At 71.5% G+C, this 17,510-nt stretch carries 14 protein-coding genes; 8 read left to right on the forward strand and 6 right to left on the reverse strand.

The annotated features are described in order from the left end of the window. The first annotated feature begins 7 nt into the window (after nt 1-7). The 6 genes from ACIQFU_RS13550 to pssA all read left to right on the forward strand — a co-directional run bounded on the left by ACIQFU_RS13550 (nt 8) and on the right by pssA (nt 6,389). On the forward strand, nt 8-2,035 hold the full coding sequence (locus tag ACIQFU_RS13550; protein WP_402551206.1) for a protein meaA: 2,028 nt from the start codon (nt 8-10) through the stop codon (nt 2,033-2,035). Continuing rightward, a complete protein-coding gene (locus tag ACIQFU_RS13555) occupies nt 2,032-2,994 on the forward strand; it encodes an HpcH/HpaI aldolase/citrate lyase family protein (protein WP_385356024.1) in 963 nt (320 codons plus the stop codon). Before ACIQFU_RS13550 ends, ACIQFU_RS13555 begins: the two co-directional genes overlap by 4 nt. A gap of 5 nt (nt 2,995-2,999) precedes the next feature. Next, nucleotides 3,000-3,512: a MaoC family dehydratase gene (locus ACIQFU_RS13560; RefSeq protein WP_402551208.1), complete on the forward strand. Its 513-nt coding sequence runs from the start codon at nt 3,000-3,002 to the stop codon at nt 3,510-3,512. Between the two features lie 3 nt (nt 3,513-3,515). Continuing rightward, nucleotides 3,516-4,721 carry an acyl-CoA dehydrogenase family protein gene (locus tag ACIQFU_RS13565; protein ID WP_402551210.1) on the forward strand — a complete coding sequence of 402 codons (1,206 nt, stop codon included), beginning with the start codon at nt 3,516-3,518 and terminating at the stop codon, nt 4,719-4,721. 170 nt (nt 4,722-4,891) lie between these two features. Beyond that, nucleotides 4,892-5,548 (forward strand): phosphatidylserine decarboxylase, encoded by a 657-nt coding sequence (locus tag ACIQFU_RS13570; RefSeq protein WP_402551212.1) that lies wholly within the window; start codon nt 4,892-4,894, stop codon nt 5,546-5,548. A 22-nt stretch (nt 5,549-5,570) separates the two neighbouring features. After that, on the forward strand, nt 5,571-6,389 hold the full coding sequence (pssA, locus tag ACIQFU_RS13575; protein ID WP_031037634.1) for a CDP-diacylglycerol--serine O-phosphatidyltransferase: 819 nt from the start codon (nt 5,571-5,573) through the stop codon (nt 6,387-6,389). Nucleotides 6,390-6,653: 264 nt separating this feature from the next. Here pssA and ACIQFU_RS13580 read toward each other — a convergent pair whose 3' ends face one another. After that, nucleotides 6,654-7,811, reverse strand: coding sequence for a glycerate kinase (locus ACIQFU_RS13580; RefSeq protein ID WP_402551213.1), 1,158 nt, complete (start codon nt 7,809-7,811; stop codon nt 6,654-6,656). 184 nt (nt 7,812-7,995) lie between these two features. Between ACIQFU_RS13580 and ACIQFU_RS13585 the strand changes: the two genes are divergently transcribed. Continuing rightward, the gene (locus ACIQFU_RS13585; protein ID WP_402551215.1) at nt 7,996-8,490 is read left to right on the forward strand and encodes an NUDIX domain-containing protein; all 495 of its coding nucleotides are present in this window, start codon (nt 7,996-7,998) and stop codon (nt 8,488-8,490) included. A gap of 40 nt (nt 8,491-8,530) precedes the next feature. Next, the gene (locus ACIQFU_RS13590; protein WP_402551217.1) at nt 8,531-9,256 is read left to right on the forward strand and encodes an SIR2 family NAD-dependent protein deacylase; all 726 of its coding nucleotides are present in this window, start codon (nt 8,531-8,533) and stop codon (nt 9,254-9,256) included. 23 nt (nt 9,257-9,279) lie between these two features. On the opposite strand, the gene ACIQFU_RS13595 is transcribed toward ACIQFU_RS13590, so the two are convergent. From ACIQFU_RS13595 to ACIQFU_RS13615, 5 genes are all read right to left on the reverse strand, one after another. Then, nucleotides 9,280-10,158: an LLM class flavin-dependent oxidoreductase gene (locus tag ACIQFU_RS13595; RefSeq protein ID WP_402551219.1), complete on the reverse strand. Its 879-nt coding sequence runs from the start codon at nt 10,156-10,158 to the stop codon at nt 9,280-9,282. 181 nt (nt 10,159-10,339) lie between these two features. Further along, a complete protein-coding gene (locus tag ACIQFU_RS13600) occupies nt 10,340-10,834 on the reverse strand; it encodes a methylated-DNA--[protein]-cysteine S-methyltransferase (protein ID WP_402551221.1) in 495 nt (164 codons plus the stop codon). Nucleotides 10,835-10,871: 37 nt separating this feature from the next. Further along, nucleotides 10,872-12,356: an AlkA N-terminal domain-containing protein gene (locus ACIQFU_RS13605; RefSeq protein ID WP_402551223.1), complete on the reverse strand. Its 1,485-nt coding sequence runs from the start codon at nt 12,354-12,356 to the stop codon at nt 10,872-10,874. A 117-nt stretch (nt 12,357-12,473) separates the two neighbouring features. Then, on the reverse strand, nt 12,474-13,352 hold the full coding sequence (locus ACIQFU_RS13610) for a DUF72 domain-containing protein (RefSeq protein ID WP_402551225.1): 879 nt from the start codon (nt 13,350-13,352) through the stop codon (nt 12,474-12,476). A gap of 40 nt (nt 13,353-13,392) precedes the next feature. After that, entirely contained in the window at nt 13,393-17,307 is a 3,915-nt protein-coding gene (locus ACIQFU_RS13615; protein WP_402551227.1) for a glycoside hydrolase family 2 TIM barrel-domain containing protein, read from the reverse strand. Between the last annotated feature and the right edge of the window lie 203 nt (nt 17,308-17,510).

Consider the following 17,510-nt stretch of genomic DNA (forward strand, 5'->3'; position numbering starts at 1 on the left):
GCCACACATGACTGAGCGTCAGAAGGACCGGCCGTGGCTCATGCGCACCTACGCCGGTCACTCCACGGCCGAGGCGTCCAACGAGCTGTACCGGCGCAACCTCGCCAAGGGCCAGACGGGTCTGTCGGTCGCCTTCGACCTGCCGACCCAGACCGGCTACGACTCCGACCACGTCCTCGCCCGCGGCGAGGTCGGCCGGGTCGGCGTGCCGGTCGCGCACCTCGGTGACATGCGCCGGCTGTTCCAGGACATCCCCCTGGAGCAGATGAACACCTCGATGACCATCAACGCCACGGCCATGTGGCTGCTGGCGCTCTACCAGGTCGTCGCGGAGGAGCAGGGCGCGGACATCACCAAGCTCCAGGGCACGACCCAGAACGACATCGTCAAGGAGTACCTGTCCCGGGGGACGCACGTCTTCCCGCCGGGTCCGTCGCTGCGCCTGACGACCGACATGATCGCGTACACGGTCTCCCACCTGCCGAAGTGGAACCCGATCAACATCTGCAGCTACCACCTGCAGGAGGCGGGCGCCACGCCGGTGCAGGAGATCGCGTACGCGATGTCCACCGCGATCGCCGTGCTCGACGCGGTGCGCGACAGCGGCCAGGTGCCGCAGGAGCGCATGGGCGACGTGGTCGGCCGCATCTCCTTCTTCGTGAACGCGGGCGTGCGCTTCGTCGAGGAGATGTGCAAGATGCGCGCCTTCGGCCGCATCTGGGACCGCGTCACCCGCGAGCGGTACGGCATCGAGAACCCCAAGCACCGCCGCTTCCGCTACGGCGTCCAGGTCAACTCCCTGGGCCTGACCGAGGCGCAGCCGGAGAACAACGTCCAGCGGATCGTGCTGGAGATGCTGGCGGTGACCCTCTCCAAGGACGCACGCGCGCGTGCCGTGCAGTTGCCCGCCTGGAACGAGGCGCTGGGCCTGCCGCGTCCCTGGGACCAGCAGTGGTCGCTGCGCATCCAGCAGGTGCTGGCGCACGAGAGCGACCTGCTGGAGTACGAGGACCTCTTCGAGGGCTCGAAGGTGGTCGAGGCGAAGGTCGACGAGCTGGTCGAGGCGGCGTTCGCGGAGATCGACCGCATCGAGGAGATGGGCGGCGCCATGGCCGCCGTCGAGTCCGGCTACCTCAAGTCCCAGCTGGTCGCCTCGCACGCGGAGCGCCGGGCCCGGATCGAGTCCGGCCAGGAGAAGATCATCGGTGTCAACGCCTTCGAGGGCACCGAGCCCAACCCGCTGACCGCCGACCTGGACACCGCGATCCAGACGGTCGACCCGGCGGTGGAGGCCCGCGTCATCGCCTCGCTGGAGAACTGGCGGGACACCCGCTACCAGCCGCCCTTCAACCACCCGCGCCCCTGCAAGGCGCTGGAGAAGCTGAAGGAGGCCGCGCGCGGCACCGGCAACCTGATGGAGGCCACCCTGGAGTGCGCCCGCGCCGGCGCCACGACCGGCGAGTGGGCGGGGGCGCTGCGCGAGGTGTTCGGCGAGTTCCGGGCACCGACCGGTGTGTCCTCGGCGCCGGTGGCGGTCACCGCGGAGGAGGGCTCGGCCCTGTCCGAAGTGCGCCGCGGGGTGGAGCTGACGGCCAAGGAGATGGGCGTCGGCAAGCTCCGCTTCCTGGTCGGCAAGCCGGGCCTGGACGGCCACTCCAACGGCGCCGAGCAGATCGCCGTCCGGGCCCGCGACGCCGGGTTCGAGGTGGTCTACCAGGGCATCCGGCTCACCCCGGAGCAGATCGTGGACGCCGCCCTCGCGGAGGACGTGCACGCGGTGGGCCTGTCCATCCTGTCCGGCTCGCACGCCCAGCTGGTGCCGGACGTGCTCGAACGGCTCCGTGTGGCCGGTGCCACAGACATCCCGGTGATCGCCGGTGGCATCATCCCGAACGGTGACGCCGAGGAACTGCGGGCCGCGGGAGTGGCCGCGGTCTTCACCCCGAAGGACTTCGACATCACCGGCATCATCGGCCGGATCGTCGACGAGATCCGGAACGCGAACAAGCTCGACCCCCTGGAGGTCCCCGCATGACGACCGTCAACCGGCTTCGCCCCCGCCGCTCCTGTCTGGCGGTCCCGGGAAGCAACCCCCGCTTCCTGGAGAAGGCCCAGGGACTCCCGGCGGACCAGGTCTTCCTGGACCTGGAGGACGCCTGCGCGCCGCTCGCCAAGCCCGAGGCGCGGCACACGATCGTCAAGTTCCTGAACGAGGGCGACTGGACCGGCAAGACCCGCGTCGTGCGCGTCAACGACTGGACGACCGAGTGGACGTACCGCGACGTCGTGACGGTGGTGGAGGGCGCCGGCCCGAACCTGGACTGCATCATGCTCCCGAAGGTCCAGGACGCCCAGCAGGTCGTCGCCCTCGACCTCCTCCTCACCCAGATCGAGAAGACGATGGGCTTCGAGGTCGGCCGGATCGGCATCGAGGCGCAGATCGAGAACGCGCAGGGCCTGAACAACGTCAACGAGATCGCCCAGGCGAGCCCGCGCGTGGAGACCATCATCTTCGGCCCGGCCGACTTCATGGCGTCCATCAACATGAAGTCCCTGGTCGTGGGTGAGCAGCCACCCGGCTACCCGGCCGACGCCTACCACTTCATCCTGATGAAGATCCTGATGGCCGCCCGCGCCAACGACCTCCAGGCGATCGACGGCCCCTACCTCCAGATCCGCAACGTCGACGGCTACCGCGAGGTCGCGCAGCGCGCCGCCGCCCTCGGCTTCGACGGCAAGTGGGTGTTGCACCCGGGCCAGGTCGAGGCGTCCAACGAGATCTTCTCGCCCTCCCAGGAGGACTACGACCACGCCGAGCTGATCCTGGACGCGTACGACTACTACACGTCCGAGGCGGGCGGCAAGAAGGGCTCGGCGATGCTCGGCGACGAGATGATCGACGAGGCCAGCCGCAAGATGGCGCTGGTCGTCTCCGGGAAGGGCCGGGCGGCCGGCATGCGGCGCACGTCGAAGTTCGAGATCCCGGAGGGCTGAGCGCCATGCAGTTCGGACGCACCTACGAGGAGTTCGAGGTCGGGGCGACGTACAAGCACTGGCCGGGGAAGACGGTCACGGAGTACGACGACCACCTGTTCTGTCTCCTCACCATGAACCACCACCCGCTCCACCTGGACGCCAACTACGCCGAGCAGACGACGGACTTCGGCAAGAACGTGGTGGTGGGCAACTACGTCTACTCGCTGCTGCTCGGCATGTCCGTCCCGGACGTCTCCGGCAAGGCGATCGCCAACCTGGAGATCGAGTCGCTCAAGCACGTGGCGCCGACCTTTCACGGCGACACGGTGTACGGCCAGACGACCGTGCTCGACAAGTGGCCGTCCAAGTCGAAGAACGACCGCGGGATCGTGCACGTGGAGACCAGGGGCTACAAGCAGGACGGCACGCTGGTCTGCGTCTTCCGCCGCAAGGTGATGGTGCCGACCGAGACGTACACCAAGGAGCGCGGCGGCGAGCAGCCGGGCCGCCCCGAGCTGAAGGAACAGGGGAAGTAGAAGATGAGCCGTCTCGCCCAGACCCACGGTCTCACCGGCGTCCAGCGGGAGATCCTCTCCACCGTCCGGGACTTCGTGGACAAGGAGATCATCCCGGTCGCCACCGAACTGGAGCACCGGGACGAGTACCCGCAGGACATCGTGGACGGGCTCAAGGAACTCGGCCTGTTCGGGCTGATGATTCCCGAGGAGTACGGGGGCCTGGGCGAGTCGCTCCTGACCTACGCGCTGTGCGTGGAGGAGATCGCCCGCGGCTGGATGTCGGTGTCCGGCATCGTCAACACGCACTTCATCGTGGCGTACATGCTCAAGCAGCACGGCACGCAGGAGCAGAAGGACCACTTCCTGCCGCGCATGGCCGCGGGCGACATCAGGGGTGCCTTCTCGATGTCCGAGCCGGCGCTGGGCTCGGACGTGTCGGCGATCACCTCGAAGGCGGTGAAGGACGGCGAGGAGTACGTCCTGAACGGCCAGAAGATGTGGCTGACCAACGGCGGTACGTCCTCGCTCGTGGCCGTCCTGGTGAAGAGTGACGAGGGTCACCCGGAGGGCACCGCCCCCCACAAGTCGATGACGACCTTCCTGGTGGAGAAGGAGCCCGGCTTCGGCGAGGTCCGCCCGGGCCTGACCATCCCCGGCAAGATCGACAAGATGGGCTACAAGGGTGTCGACACCACCGAGCTGATCATGGACGGCCTGCGCATTCCGGCCAATCGGGTCCTCGGCGGTGTCACCGGCCGAGGTTTTTACCAAATGATGGACGGCGTCGAGGTGGGCCGCGTCAATGTGGCGGCCCGTGGTTGCGGCGTCGCTCAGCGTGCCTTCGAACTCGGTGTCCAGTACGCCCAGCAGCGTCACACTTTCGGCAAGCAGATCGCCCGGCACCAGGCCATCCAGTTCAAGCTCGCGGAGATGGCTACCAAGGTGGAGGCGGCGCATGCGATGATGGTGAACGCTGCACGCAAAAAGGACTCGGGCGAACGAAACGACCTGGAAGCGGGGATGGCCAAGTACCTCGCCTCCGAGTACTGCAAGGAGGTCGTGGAGGACGCCTTCCGTATCCACGGCGGGTACGGCTTCTCCAAGGAGTACGAGATCGAGCGCCTCTACCGCGAGGCGCCGATGCTGCTCATCGGGGAGGGTACCGCCGAGATCCAGAAAATGATCATCGGCCGCCGACTGCTCGAAGAGTATCGATTCCAGGGTTAGATGTCCGGATACGGGGTGTTTTCTTGGAGAAGAAGGTCACACCCCGTAGGCAGTGTTCGGCCGCCGACTCGGCTTCCTGGCTTACCCAGTTGCGGCAGGAAGCCGCTACGATCGCCGGAAAGCCGCCGTCCCCCGTCAGAGCGCGGCATCATCCGCTACGAAGGTCATCCATGCCCCACAGCCAAACCTCTGCACCTCGCGACAGCCTCACCGGCGTACGCCTCGCGCGCGGAGCATCGCCGTGGCTTCTGCCGACCGTCGCCACCGCAGCCGTCAGTCTCCTGCGGGCCCGCCGTTCCGGCGCCGCCAAGGCCGTCGCCGTCCCCGCCACCGCGCTCGCGGCGGGGATGCTGTGGTTCTTCCGCGACCCCGAGCGCGAGATCACCCAGGGCAGGGTCGTCTCGCCCGCCGACGGTGTGGTGCAGAGCATCATGCCGTGGAAGGACGGCCGCACCCGCGTCGCGATCTTCATGAGCCCGCTCAACGTCCACGTCAACCGCGCCCCGCTGTCGGGCACGGTGACGTCGGTCGAGCACGTGCCGGGCGGCTTCGTTCCCGCTTTCAACAAGGAGAGCGAGAACAACGAGCGCGTCGTGTGGCACTTCGACACCGAGCTCGGCGACATCGAGATGATCCAGATCGCCGGCGCGGTCGCCCGCCGCATCGTCCCGTACGTGCCGCAGGGCACCAAGGTCGAGCAGGGCGAGCGGGTCGGTCTGATCCGCTTCGGCTCCCGCGTCGACCTGTACCTGCCGGAGGGCGTAGAGGTGGATGTCGAGGTGGGCCAGAAGACGGTGGCTGGGGTGACTCGAATTGACCGTGATTGATCCACAGACCCAGGCCGGATGGGTGCCGGAGGCCGACGAGGTGGACGACGAGGAGGAGATGCCGCTCTCGCTCCGCCTGTCGATAGCGGACACACTCACGCTCGGCAACGCGACGTGCGGCTTCATGGCGGTGTACTTCACCACCACCGGGATCCTGATCCCGCACCTCATGGGCAGCGACGAGTCGGGCATGGCCCGGCACAGCGCGGCCACCGCGGTCATCCTGATGCTGTGCGCGGCGATCTTCGACCTGTTCGACGGTCTGGTCGCCCGCAAGCTGCGTTCCTCGCCGATGGGCGCGGAGCTGGACAACCTCTCCGACCTGATCAGCTTCGGCCTGGCTCCGGCGTACTTCGTCCTCGTCTACGGCATGGTCGCGGACGACGCCTACCAGCGCGTGGCGGCGGTGGGGGCGATCGTGGTGCTGCTGGCGGTGGTGCTGCGGCTCGCGCGGTTCTCGTGCGTCACCGTCAAGGACGGCACGTTCCAGGGCATGCCGTCGCCGTTCGGGGCGCTGACCGTGGTGTCGATCGTGCTGCTCGAGCTGCCGTTCGTGGCGACGCTCCTTGCGATCATCGGTACGGCCTGGCTGATGGTGAGCCGGGTCGAGTACCCGAAGCCGCGGGGGCGCCTCGCCGTGGCGATGCTGTCGTGGATCGTCCTGTCGATGGGGCTGCTGGCCGGCTGGGCCTTCGACGCGCCGAGCGGGCAGCTGCTGCTGCAGACGGGGTGTGCGCTGCAGCTGGTGATGGGGGCGGTGATCCCCCTGTTCGCCACCGCTCGCAGGGTGAACAATTTCCGTGACAATCGGCGGGAGGCGCGGGCTGCGCAGCTTCCGTGACGTGTGAACGTCGGTAGGGCCCCGGACCCGGGTTGGGTTCGGGGCCCTTCCGTTTGCGCGCGCCCGGCGTCGGTGTCCCTGAGGGCTCCGCCCCCAGACCCCCGGGCCTATGCCCACCCACCGCCCGACTCGGTGGGGAGAGGGGTGGGCCTTCCAGCCCGTCCGGCGTTCGAGGACGAGGCCCGTTCAGGGCCGTAAGCGGGGGCCTGGGGGCGACAGCCCCCAGGGTCGGGAATGGGAAGGGGCGGCGGGGGCGAGATCCCCCTAGGCCAGGAAGTCCCCGGCGATGGACTCCGCCACCCGCTCCAGGATCGGCCCCGCGTCCGCGATGCACTTCGCGACGTCCGGCTCGACATCCGTCAGCGGATACGCCCGCCGGATCCCGGCCCGCCCCAAAACCTCCGCCGGCAGCGCAAGGCGTCCGCACACCGCGACGACCTCCTTGCCCGCCGCCCGTGCCGCCGCGGCGACACCCGCCGGTGCCTTCCCGTGCAGGGTCTGCTCGTCCAGCGAGCCCTCCCCGGTGATCACCAGGTCCGCCCGGTCCAGCGCCGGCTTGAAGCCCAGTACGTCCAGCATCACCGCGATGCCGGGCCGGAACCGCGCGCCCAGCAGCATCGCGCCGAAGCCGATGCCGCCCGCCGCACCCGCCCCCGGGGACGCGGCGTGGTCGGCGGCTCGCGCGCCCACGCCCTCCGTGCCCTCCAGCACCTTCGCGAAGTGCGCGAGCGCGGCGTCCAGCGCCGTCACGTCGTCCGGCGAGGCACCCTTCTGCGGGCCGTAGACCGCCGGGGCGCCCTTCGGTCCCGTCAGCGGGTTGTCGACGTCACTGGCGAGTACCAGCTCGACGTCGGACAGCCGCGGGTCGAGACCGGACAGGTCGGCCGTGGCCAGGTGGGCGAGGCCGCCCCCGCCCGGCGCGACGGGCTCCCCGTGCGCGTCGAGGAACCGCGCGCCCAGCGCGGCCAGCATCCCGGCGCCGCCGTCCGTGGTGGCGCTGCCGCCGACCCCGAACACGATGGTCCGGGCCCCCGCGTCCAGCGCGGCCCGCAGCAGCTCGCCCGAGCCGTACGTGGACGACGTCAACGGCGCGAGGACGCCTTCCGGGAGCCGCTGGAGGCCACTGGCCTCGGCCATCTCCACCACCGCGGTCTCCCCGCGCAGCGCGTACGCCGCCGTCACCTCGTCGCCGAGGGGTCCGGCGACCCGCACCTCCCGGCGTTCGAAACCGGCCGCGACCGCGGCGGCCACCGTGCCGTCGCCGCCGTCGGCGACGGGCAGCGCCTCGACCCGGACGTCCGGCACGACGCGGCGCAGTCCGGCCGTGACGCGCTCGGCGACCTCGACGGCCGTCAGCGAGCCCTTGAACTTGTCCGCGGCGACGAGGACCCGGCGGGCCCCGTCCACAGCAGCGTCAGCCACCTTGATCTCCCCTTGCTCTCCGAGCCTTGCGCACGTCAAGGCAGTCGCGCCGCTGCGACCCTAACCGGAGGACACCCGCGCCGTCATGCCCTGCCCACACCGTGGAACCACCCGTGCGCCCCTCCCTGGCCCGGGTCGGCGCCGGCCGCCCCGGGGCCAGGGGCGGGCTCGTTACGCTTCGTAGATGACCACTGCTGACTACGCCACCTACATCGCCGGTCTGCCCCGCGCCCTGGCCGGCGCCGCCGCGGTCTTCAGGGACGCCGGGGGGCGGGTGCTGCTCGTGGAACCGAACTACCGCGAGGGGTGGGCGCTGCCCGGCGGGACGATCGAGTCCGGGGACGGGGAGACCCCGCGGCAGGGCGCATGGCGGGAGACCCTGGAGGAGATCGGGCTCGACGTGCGGATCGGGCGCCTGCTCGCGGTGGACTGGGTGCGGGGTCCGGGCAGGCCGCCGATCGTGGCGTACCTGTACGACGGCGGGATCCTGTCCGAGGACGACCTCAAGGCGATCCGGCTGCAGGAGGAGGAGCTGCTGTCGTGGCGGCTGGTGTCGCGCGAGGACCTGGGCGGCCTTCTGCTTCCCGCGCTGCACGGCCGGGTGCTGGCCGCCCTGGACGTGCTCGCGGACGGCTCGGGCACGGCCGAGCTGGTCGACGGCGTCCGGGTCGACCGATAACCGTTCGCCGACCGCGCACCGGCGCCCTACCCTCGACCGCATGACCGGCAAGCCCCTCGTCGCCGTCCTCAGCGGCGCCGGCGTCTCGACCGACTCCGGCATCCCCGACTACCGCGGTCCGAACGGACTGTGGCGGCGCGACCCGGACGCCGAGAAGCTCGTCACGTACGAGTACTACATGGGCGATCCCGAGATCAGACGGCGCTCCTGGCGGATGCGGCGCGAGACCGCCGCGCTGCGCGCCGAGCCGAACGCGGCGCACCGCGCGGTGGCCGAGCTGGAGCGGCGCGGGGTGCCGGTCCGGGTGATCACCCAGAACGTGGACGGCCTGCACCAGCTCGCCGGCCTCTCCGACCGCAAGGTCCTGGAGCTGCACGGCACCGCGCGTGCCCACGTGTGCACCGGCTGCGGGGCCCGGGGGCCGATGGTGGACGCCCTCGCACGGATCGACGCCGGTGAGGACGACCCGCCGTGCCTGGAGTGCGGCGGCGTCCTGAAACCGGCGACCGTGATGTTCGGCGAGCGCCTCGACCCGGTGGTGCTGGGCGAGGCGGTCGCCATCAGCAAGGCGTGCCAGGTGTTCGTCGCCGTCGGCACCAGCCTCCAGGTGGAGCCCGCCGCCGGACTGGTCGGCGTCGCCGCCGGCCACGGGGCCCGGCTGATCGTCGTCAACGCCGAGCCGACGCCGTACGACGACCTGGCCGACCAGGTGGTCCGGGAGCCGATCGGCACCGCCCTGCCCGAGCTGCTGCGCGGGCTGGGCTGAGCCGAGCGGACCGGGGGGGGCGGTCAGAACACGGCGTCGGCCAGGCGGTCGACCTGGTCCGGGTCGGGGGCCCAGCAGTACAGCACGACCTCGTCGGCGCCGATGTCCCGGAAGGCGCCGACGGCCGCCCGGATCTCCCGTGCGGTGGTGAGCAGGCCCTTCGTCATGTACTCGGCGCGCCCGGTGAAGGCGTAGTAGTCGCGGAGGTTGCGCCGGGCCCGTTCCACCGTGCCGTCGGGGCCGAGGGCGACGCTCGCCTGGGCGACCAGGCGCGGTCGCCCGGGGCGGTCGTACTTCTCCCAGACCGCCTCGGCCCGGCGGAACAGGCCGCTCATGTGCGCGGCGGGCAGGGCAGCGCCGAGGAACCCGTCGCCGAAGCGGCCGACCCGTTCGAGGGCGGCCGGGGCGAAGCCGCCGAACAGCACCTTCGGCCCGCCGGGTGTCGCGGGGCGGGGGCCGATGGGGCCGACGTCCCGGGCGTAGGGCTCGCCCTGCCAGGTCCGGCGCAGGAGGGTCATCTGCTCGTCGAGGCGGCGGCCGCGGCGGTGGAGGTCGATGCCGGCGGCGAGGCAGTCGTCGGCCCGCCCGCCGACTCCGATGCCGAGCGTGAAGCGCCCGCCGGACAGGCGGTCGAGGGTCGCGGTCTGCTTGGCGAGCAGCGCGGTGTTGTGGACGGGCGCGATCAGCACCTCGGTCTGCAGGCGGATGCGGGAGGTGGCGCCCGCGAGGGTCGCGAGGGTGATCAGGGGTTCGGGGTTGTCGTAGACGAGCCGGTCGAGCAGGCCGAGTGTGCTGAAGGGGAGCGCGTCGGCTCGCCGTGCCCAGCCGAGCAGCAGGGCGGGGTCGTCGACGGGAAGGCCGAGGCCGATGTGCGGGGGAAGCGTGGGATGCGTGTGCTGCATGGGAGCGGTCCTCCGGAGGGCATGCCGAAACAGTGGCGCCGCCCCTCCGTGGCTCCGGGCTGCTGTGCGCGGGCCTGCTCCCCATCTGCGGCATCGTTCGGGGGAGCGTGGTCTTCGAAGTCCGGCGAGCGTAACGGGCCCCGCGGCGCGCGGGCAACGCGTTTTCGCGCGGCTGGAACGGTCAGAACAACGACTGCGGTCCCGCCGCCCCGCGTTCGAAGTCCAGCAGTCGCTGCTTGCGCTCCAGGCCGCCGCCGTAGCCGGTGAGGCCGCCGCTCGCGCCGATGACGCGATGGCAGGGGACGACGATGCCCACCGGGTTGCGGCCGTTGGCGAGGCCCACGGCGCGGGAGGCGGCCGGGTTGCCGAGGGCGGCGGCGAGTTCGCCGTAGGTGCGGGTCTCGCCGTAGGGGATCCTCTGGAGCCGGTCCCAGACCGTGCGCTGGAACGGGGTGCCGTTCAGGTGCAGGTCGAGGGTGAAGTCCTTCAGTTCGCCGGTGAAGTAGGCCTCCAGTTGTTCCTCGGCCTCGGCGAAGGGGCGTTCGTCGCGGGACCCGAAGGTCTCCTCCGGCGGGCGGTGGCGCTGGTCGGTCATGTAGAGGCCGCACAGGGCGCCGTCCTCGGCGACGAGGGTGAGCGCGCCGTAGGGGCTGTCGATCACGGTGTGCTGTTTCACGGCTGTTCCTCAGAAGGGGTTCGTACGGGAGAGGGACTCATACGGGCAGGAAGTTGATCGGGTGGTCGTCGGTCGCCCACAGGTACTGGACGGCGTACGCCCGCCAGGGCCGCCAGGCCGACGCGCGTGCGGTGAGCGCGGCCGGGGTGGAGGGCAGGCCCAGTTCACCGGCGGCGCGGCGGATGCCGAGGTCGGTGGGGAGGAAGGCGTCGGGGTCGCCGAGGGCGCGCATGGCGACGACGTCGGCGGTCCAGGGGCCGAAGCCGGGGAGGGCCAGGAGCCGGGCGCGGGTCTCGGCCCAGTCGGACTCGACGCCCAGGTTGACCGAGCCGTCGGCCAGGTGGGCGACCAGGGTGGTGAAGGTGGTCCGGCGGGTCCTGGGCATCGCCAGGGTCTCCGGGGCCACCGCCGCCAGCGCCTCGGTGGACGGGAAGAGGTGCGTCAGGCCGCCCTCGGGGTCGTCCACGGGATCGCCGTGCGCGGTGACCAGGCGGGCGGCGTGGGTGCGGGCGGCGGCGGTGGAGACCTGCTGGCCGAGCACGGCCCGTACGGCGAACTCGGCCTCGTCCACCGTGCGGGGCACCCGTCGGCCGGGGGCCTTGTCGACGAGGGGCGCGAGCAGCGGGTCGGCGCGCAGCTGGTCGTCGATCGCCACGGGGTCGGCGTCCAGGTCGAGCAGGCGCCGGCAGCGGCTGATGGCGACGGTCAGGTCGCGCGGGTCGCCGAGGGTGAGGCGGCAGGCGATGTGGTCGGGGTCGGGGGTGAGGGCCACGATGCCGTGGCCGTACGGGAGGCGCAGCGTGCGCCGGTACGCGCCGTCCCGCCACTCCTCCACGCCGGGAACGGCGGTGGCGGCGAGATGGCCGAAGAGGTTGTCGGGGTTGAGCGGGGTGCGGAAGGGGAGGCGCAGCGACAGGGTGCCGGGGGCGGTGTGGGTGAGGCGGTTTCGGGGTGCGCGGGTGCGCAGTTCGCTCGGGGGGAGCGCGTAGACCTCGCGGACCGTGTCGTTGAAGCTGCGGATGGAGGCGAACCCGGCCGCGAAGGCGATGTCCGCCATGGGCAGCGCGGTGGTCTCGATCAGCAGCCGGGCGGTCTGGGCGCGCTGTGCGCGGGCGAGGGCGAGGGGACCGGCGCCCAGTTCGGCCAGGAGCTGGCGTTCGACCTGCCGGGTGCTGTAGCCGAGGCGGGCGGCGAGGCCGGGCACGCCCTCGCGGTCGACGACGCCGTCGGCGATCAGACGCATGGCGCGGGCCGTGAGGTCGGCGCGCAGGTTCCACTCGGGTGAGCCGGGGCTGGTGTCCGGGCGGCAGCGCTTGCACGCCCGGAATCCGGCCTGCTGGCAGGCCGCAGCGCTCGGGTAGAAGGTCATGTTGCCGGGCTTGGGCGGGACCACCGGGCAGCTGGGCCGGCAGTAGATGCCGGTCGTCAGGACGGCCGTGAAGAACCACCCGTCGAAGCGTGCGTCCTTCGACCGCACGGCGCGCACGCAGCGCTCGGTGTCGGTGTGCATTCCCGTCTGCATGGGTCCAGGATGGCCCGCCGCCCTGGCAATGGGCTGGCGGGAATCCGACCTGGACGTCACGCTTCCTGGGCTCCCGCGGATCGACCGGCACGGTCGGGCCCCGTCGGCGGCCGGGGCTCAGCGACGCGGCGCGGTGAGCAGCCGCCGCATGGTCTCTGCCGCGCGTACCGCGGCGTCCGCACAGCAGTTGTTGAACAGGACGTGCAACTCGTCCGACAGCCGGGCCGCGCGTCGCAGGCCGGGCACCCGGGCGGCCAGTTCGCTCACGTCGTAGTCGTACCGGAAGCGGTCCTCCTTGGTGCCCCTCCCCCACTCCGGACTGCGTCCGTGGAAGCGGACGACCGAGAGGGCGGGCCGGGTGACCGGCACGACGGGCGGCAGGGAGCCGGGCAGGCCCTGCGCCGTGTCGGTGCCGACGGCCGAGGCTTTCAGGGCGGAAAGCAGGGCGTGGGTGGTCTCCGCCTGCTTCGTCTCCCACCAGCCCGGATGCCGGAACTCCACCGCGAGCGGCCGGCCCCGCGCCCGCCGGACGCACGCTTCGAGGGACGCCTCCGCCCAGGAGCCGGGCGCGAACCACGGCGGGAACTGGAACAGCACGGCGCCGAGCCGCCCGGCCCCGCGCAGCGGCTCGACCGCCCCGGCGAATCTCCCCCACACCTCGTCCAGCAGCCCGTCGCTCACCTTCCCGCGCCCGAGCCGCCCGTGCCCGGTCCCGCGTAGGTCGGCCGGGAGTGCCTCCGCGCGGGTGGGGTGGCCGGTCGGCAGGGAGAACGCCTTGACGTCGAAGCGGAAGCCCTCCGGTGTGCGCTCCACCCACAGCTCGCTGTTGCGGCGGCTGGGCAACGCGTAGTACCCGGCGTCCACTTCGACGAGGGGCAGCCGCGACGCGTAGTGCCGCAGCCGTCCCTCGGCGTCCCGGTGCCCGCGCGGATACCAGCCGCTCGCGAGGAGTTGCCGGTCCGTCCACGAGCACGCCCCGACCAGAATGTCGCCCATGGGAGCCCGGATACCCCGGGCTCCCGGTCCCGGTCGGGCGCTATTCGGTCGCCGTCGGCCGCCGCGAGGCGCGCGTCGCGTCCCGGACGTCGGTGAGCGGGCGCAGCCGGTAGGTGTAGGTGTAGTCCCGGTCGGCGAAGAGCTTGAACTCGTCGTGGGTCTGCGCGCCCCAGCTGTTGTCGCCGCCGACGCCCATCTGCCGGTGGTTCAGGCGCAGGACGACCTCGTCCCTCGGGGTGAGCTGGTAGTCGTGCCGCACGCCGGCCGACAGGTCCTCCGGCGTGAAGTACGAGGCGTTGGCCTCCAGCAGGGGTTCGCCGGAGGCGAGCAGGCCGACTCCGTGGCGGTCGGTGAGGGCGATCCAGCGGACGTCGGTCTTGTTGCCGTTCTCCTGCGGGCGGATGTACGGGGTCCACTGCTCGGCGACGGTCCCGGAGTACAGGCCGACGTCCGTGCCGTCGTTGCGGTCCCAGTGGTTCTCCTCGGGGCCGCGCCCGTACCAGTGCACGCGGTCCAGGCCGCGCGGCAGGAAGAGCATCGTGCCGACCTCGGGGAGGTACGGCAGGTTCGCGGCGCCCGGGTGCAGGGTGTTGTCGACCTTGATCTCGCCGTTGCCGAACACCGTGTACGTGGTGGTGTACGTGGACTCCACCGAGGTGGGCAGCGTGCCGGTGACCTTGATCTCGACGGCGCGGTCGCCGAGCGCGCGCACGGCGACACCGGTGACCTTCCGGCGGGCGCCGGCGTCGCGCCAGGTCTGGTTGCGGGTGGGCTGGCCGTTGCCCTTGTCGTTGTCGGTGGGCGCGCGCCAGAAGTTGGGCACGGGCCCGGAGTTGACCAGGCGGGTGCCCTTCGCCTCGTAGGAGGTGATGGTGCCGGTGCGCTTGTCGACGGTGACCGAGAAGCCCTTGCCGGTGACCGCGACCTCCTTGTCGCGGTCCTCGTGGCGCAGCGCCGGGACGCTTTCCAGGCGTGCCGGGACCGGCGCGGGGGCGCCGCTGTCCACCGGGAGCTGCTGTCGGGCCACCTCGAATCCGGCCTTCGCCCAGGGGGTGGACTCCTTGGTGGTGAAGGAGAGTTCGAGGAAGTACTCGGTGCCCGGGTCCGGGTCGTGCGGCAGGCGTACGGGGAGGGTGATGTCCTTCTTCGAGCGCGGTGCCACGTCCAGCTGCTCCCGGGTCAGCTTCCCGCGCCGTACGGCCTTGCCGTCGGCGACGAGTTCCCAGTGGCCGTCGAACTCACGGAGGTGGGTGAAGAGGTACTCGTTGGTGAGGGTGACCACGCCGGGGCCGCCGCCGGGGGCGCGGGCGGCGTTGACGGCCTGGTAGACGCGCTTGACCTCGGCGGCCTTGCCGGTGTGACCGCGGTCGGCGGTGACGATGCCGTCGGCGACGAAGGCGCCGTCGTTGGGGTTGTCGCCCCAGTCGCCGCCGTAGGCGAGGAACGTCCTGTCCCCGGGCCGCTTCTTCTCGCTCTTCACGGTGGCGGCGTCGAACCAGAACCGCACGCCGTCGTCGCCGGGACCGCGGCCGTCGGAGGCCAGTTCGGCGGCGCCCAGGGCGCGGGCGTAGACGCGGGCGCGCCGGACGGTGCCGCTGAACTCCCGTACCTGGTTGTCGGCGTCGGAGGCGAGGGCGAGGGGCGCGGTGTTGCTGCTGGGGCGCCGGTCGGTGGTGCGGGTGGCCCGCTCGACGCCGTCGACGTAGAGGGTCAGGGTCCCGGCGTCCGCGTCGAAGACGCCCGCGAGGTGGTGCTCGCGGCCGGTCCAGTCGTCGGGCAGGCTCCAGTTCGCGGTGATCCACTGCCCCTCGGAGTGGATGAAGAACTCCAGGGTCCGGCCGTTCTGCTTCAGTGCGTACTGGGTGTCGCCCTTGGCGAGGATCGGCTGGTGGTAGCCGGTCACGTGCGGGGTGACCCAGGCCTCCAGGGTCAGCGAACCGGTGAGGTCGAGGCTGTCGTCGCGTTCGAAGACGGTGATGCCGGACAGGCCCTTGTTGCGGTCGAGGGTGCCGCGGGTGGCGAGGATCTCACCGCGCAGCCCGGCGGGTCCGGCCTCGGTGAGCAGGGTGCGGGCGGGGACGGGCGTGTAGAGGGACTGGTCCACGAAGTCCCAGATCCAGCCGCCCTGGAGCACGTCGTGGGCGCGCACGACGTCCCAGTACTTCTTGAAGTTGCCGGTCGAGTTCCCCATCGAGTGGGCGTACTCGATCATGACGTAGGGCCGGGTGTCGGAGGTGTCCTCGGCGCGCTGCTCGACGCGCCGCGGGCTGTCGTACATCGCCGAGCGGATGTCGCTGATGCCGGGGCGGTCGTCGCCCTCGTACTGGATGACGCGGGTGGCGTCGTAGGAGCGGATCCAGTCGTGCATGGCGGTGAAGGTGGAGCCGCCCCCCGCCTCGTTGCCCAGCGACCAGATGACGACCGAGGCGTGGTTCTTGTCCCGGTGGACCATGTTCTGGGCGCGGGCCACGCAGGCGGCGGTCCAGTCGGGGTGGTCGCCGGGGTACTCGTCGCGGATGCCGTGGGTCTCCAGGTTGGTCTCGTCGACGAGGTAGAGGCCGTACTCGTCGGCCAGTTCCAGCCAGTACGGGTTGTTGGGGTAGTGCGAGGTGCGGACGCTGTTCATGTTCATCCGCTTGATGATCCTGATGTCCGCGACCATGTCCTCGCGGGTGAGCGCGGTGCCGCGGGCCGGGTGCATCTCGTGGCGGTTGGTGCCGCGGAAGGAGACCGGCTCGCCGTTGATCCGCATGAGCCCGTCCTTGAGCGCGAACTCGCGGAAGCCCACCCGGTGGGACAGGGTCTCGGTCACCTTGCCGGCGGGGTCCCGCAGGCGCAGTACGGCCGTGTAGAGGTTCGGGTGCTCGGCCGACCAGAGCCGGGGCTTGGACACGGCCTTGGCCGCCCGTACGGTGACGTCCTCTCCGGCGCCCGCCGTGCCGACGTCGACGGGCTGCTGGAGCGGCCGGGACCAGACGGCGTGGCCGCGCGCGTCGTAGAGCTGGGTCTCGACGGTGTAGCGGCCCGTGCCGCCCTCGCCGTACGCCCGCACACTCGCGGTGACCGCCAGTTCGGCGCCGGTGTAGGTGTCGTCGAGCGGGGTGTCCAGCTTGAAGTCGCGCAGGTGGACGGCCGGGGTGGAGTAGAGGTGGACCGAGCGGAAGATGCCGCTCAGCCGGATCATGTCCTGGTCCTCCAGCCAGTCGCCGTCGGAGTAGCGGTAGACCTCGACGGCGATCTGGTTGGTGCCCGGCTTGAGGTGGTCGGTGACGTCGTACTCGGACGGGGTGTAGGAGTCCTCGTCGTAGCCGACCAGTTCGCCGTTGATCCACACGTAGTGCGCGGACTTGACGCCCTCGAAGTGGAGGAAGGTGCGGCGGCCCTTCCAGTCGCGGGGGACGGTGAAGGTGCGCCGGTACTGGCCGACCGGGTTGTAGCGGGTCGGCGCGGCGGGCGGCTGCGGCTCCTCGCCGCGGCCGTTGGGGCCCCAGTACGGGTAGGTGATGTTCAGGTAGATGGGGAAGTCGTGGCCGTGCAGCTGCCACACGGACGGGACCGGGATGGTCTCCCAGTCTCCGTCGTCCACGTCGGTGCGGTGGAAGTCGGCGTCCCGGTCCTCGGGGCGGTCGGCGTAGGCGAACTTCCAGGTGCCGTCCAGGCTCAGCCGGTAGGGCGAGCGGGCACGGTCGCCGGCGAGGGCCTGCTCGACGTCCGCGTAGGGCGTGAGCGTGGCGTGCGGCGGCTGGGTGCCGAGCCGGAAAACGCCGAAGTCGTTCCACTCCGGGGGCTCGTCGGCCGCCGCTCTCCGTCCGGCCGCCTGCGCGGCGACGGGCGACGCGGAGAGGGCGAGCGCGCCGAGGACGGCGGCCCCGCCCTCCAGGAGGCGGCGGCGGCTGACGGCCTGGCGGGGCAGGCGGGCCGGGGACTGGGCGGGTGACGCGGGCGGGTGCGGCATGACCGTGGCCTTCCGTGGGGCTTCGGGGGCGGCTCAACACACGGTGCTTCGACGGCGGTTGGCGGTGGGGCGGATCTCAACTGCCGGTGACGCGGTGACTACCGGATCAGGGTCACCCTAGGACTCGAACAGAACCGAATCAATTATCCCGTCGGAGTTTGTTCGTTCCTGGTGGGCAGGCGTGTCGCCGGGCGACCGGTCAC

It is taken from the genome of Streptomyces sp. NPDC093065, from assembly GCF_044754585.1.
Classification (GTDB): domain Bacteria; phylum Actinomycetota; class Actinomycetes; order Streptomycetales; family Streptomycetaceae; genus Streptomyces.